This window comes from Rhodopirellula halodulae (assembly GCF_020966775.1).
In the GTDB taxonomy this organism is placed as follows: Bacteria; Planctomycetota; Planctomycetia; order Pirellulales; family Pirellulaceae; genus Rhodopirellula; species Rhodopirellula halodulae.
Window position 1 is genome coordinate 1 of the sequence record NZ_JAJKFV010000027.1, and the last position, 2,536, is coordinate 2,536.

General features: G+C 54.5%; 1 protein-coding gene. It reads left to right on the plus strand.

Going from position 1 to position 2,536, the window contains the following annotated elements; all coding sequences use genetic code 11:
* Positions 1-1,283 precede the first annotated feature (1,283 nt).
* On the plus strand, positions 1,284-1,628 hold the full coding sequence (locus LOC70_RS13040) for a hypothetical protein (RefSeq protein ID WP_230254025.1): 345 nt from the start codon (positions 1,284-1,286) through the stop codon (positions 1,626-1,628).
* Positions 1,629-2,536 lie beyond the last annotated feature (908 nt).

Below are 2,536 nucleotides of genomic sequence, written 5' to 3' on the forward strand. Positions count from 1 at the left end.
TGCCCATCCATGGCGGGCCCTCCTTGAATTTGAGTACCTGTGAAATACCAACTCAAGGATGGTCCGCTCTTTTCATGCCAAATTGGTTTTCGGATAGGTTCTAAATGCTTCTGGGGCGGTGGTTGGTTTGTGACCGACCAGCCATCACGCATTTCCTGCCCCCGTTGTCACGACAACAATCTGACTTTGCACGCAATTTCACACTTGGACTTTGCGCCCTCGAATGAGATTCCGTCTATCGGTGACCTTGTTCACTGCGAATTGCAGACTAAGGGCAAGGTGTTGATTCCGGACACGTACACTGAATCTGCGATGATATGGTTTCGCAAGACACCGCGTCTCCCAATTGGGACGCGTATTTCCGCGAGAGTTTGCGATATCAAAACACGGCCGCCAGTAGATCCCGTCGTGCGGGATCGATACCACACTGCGATACGTGAACTTGAACTTGACTTCATCGCTCAACTAAACTGCGGGTAACCACGCGATGGACGCGGAGCCGCCGACATCGCGTTTTTGGAATGGATGATCGACCGCGGCGGCCCGGTCATCGCAACCGTTACGTGGTCAAATTTGAACGCACACCGTATACCCAGCATCATTCTCCTCTTGCTCTTGAGCATTGCCGCTTGCAGCCAATCTCGAGATATCCCGCTAGTGGAACGGCTCGCAGTCGAATTGCGAAATCCCGAGTATCGCTGGGATGGACCGTGCAGTCGCGAGGACCGGATACCAGTACTGCATGCGGCACGCGCTCTCGCTTTTATCGGTGACCACGCTGTCCCTACACTTCTCGACGCCGCGGAGGATCCGACCGTAGATATCATCTCTGTTTATGATGCACTCTCTGAAATTGGACTCCCGGTGTCGCTCTACCACGACGAACTTATGGCCCGCGATGCATCGCAGCTCGAGCATTGGTGGCATAGAAACAAAGATCTGACGCGTGCCGCTCGAAACGAACACCGGTCCATGATTGGGCTACCACCCGTTCGTGTTCAATAGGTAATTTCGCTGCATGGGCACTCCGCAGCAATTGAATACACGTAACCATGACATGCACACGGAGCGGTGGTGGAGACCTGCTTCTCTTTCCAATCACACGGGTTTCCACCGCCCGGTGATGTCCGACGTTACCCGACTGAAATTACGACGTGCGATTTCGCCGATTTACGATTCGCTCCCTGCTTGTTGCGGCTATGGGTTGCGCCATCATTTTCGTCCGATACCCTTGGCCTCAGCGTCCAGCTACCACGTCCTTCGAGGACCTAACCAAACACCCAGTGTTGGTTCAGGGGGTAATCGACGAACTTACCGACTTTCCTGGTGGATGCTCACTCGAGGATTTTGAATCGAGACTAGCGAGAATCGGTAACATCCACGTGCCGGTCCAGCACTTCAAGGACTTTGAATTCTTCTGGAAGATTGATTGCGAATCGTCTGATTCAAATTTTTTCATCATCGCGGCCAGCTTCGTGCCGATTGATGGATACCATCTCACGCATGCAACGGTTAATGTGGTGGAACAACCGGAAGGGACCTGGCGAACAATCTGGCTGGCCGACTACCCACTGAGTACGCCCGACGCCGTTCCTGCTCGGATACGCGGTCAACAAACCGGCGGGTAACAATCGCGTGCACCGGAGTACGCGAGTCGGGCGGTTTTGCAATTGAGAATCTTTCGCGCGTACCCGGTGACGCGTTACGTTATCGCGGCAACTCATGCCGGACGTAGCTACGCAGATCTCAGCTACACACAACGCCATCGTCGATGCTCGCAATCGTCTTCTCGACGGTGCGACGATGAAAACGTTCAACATCATGAACGTCAAACAAATCGACGATGAACACGGTGGCGGACAAAACTGCGGTCGGTTGCTCGACACTTTCCGTCGCCCGATTATGCAACATTCGTCGCGGTCATGCGAACGGTCGTCAACCTTTCTGACGAACAGACTGCGTTCCGGTTGCCAACCGTTCGCCTCACCGCGACTCCAACGTTTCACCGCTGCGTCGACTCCTGGAAACGATGCGAACGATGTCGTTTACGTCTGATGCAATCCTGAGACGTTCTCCATCGACATCGTCCCCATCGCTTCCTCACCTGTCGGTGCGCTCATGATCTTGACTCGACGATTCCAAGTCGCTCGATTGGATTCACTACAGTATTCCCGATAACCACGCGATGATGACGGAGCGGTGGTGGAGACCAACTCGACGTTCCAATCACATCACGCGCCACCGCCCGCATATCGCAAACGTTATGCGTGAGACCGATACGCAGATCCATGCTCTCGTTCAGCGATCACTGCCGACCCAACCGATGCTGGATACCGGCGCGATCTCGTGCTCGGATATGCCGCGTGAAATTCAATCTCGTGATTGCGCTCCAGTCGTGCCGAAACGACGCTCGACACCGCGTCCATGACTCGTCGATGCTGAACCGACTGACACTCAGCCGCTCGTGACCTCACCGACTCTCATCGAAATGAATCGCTTGGCTGACAATCGAACACCTGCTCCACTCGATGCTCGC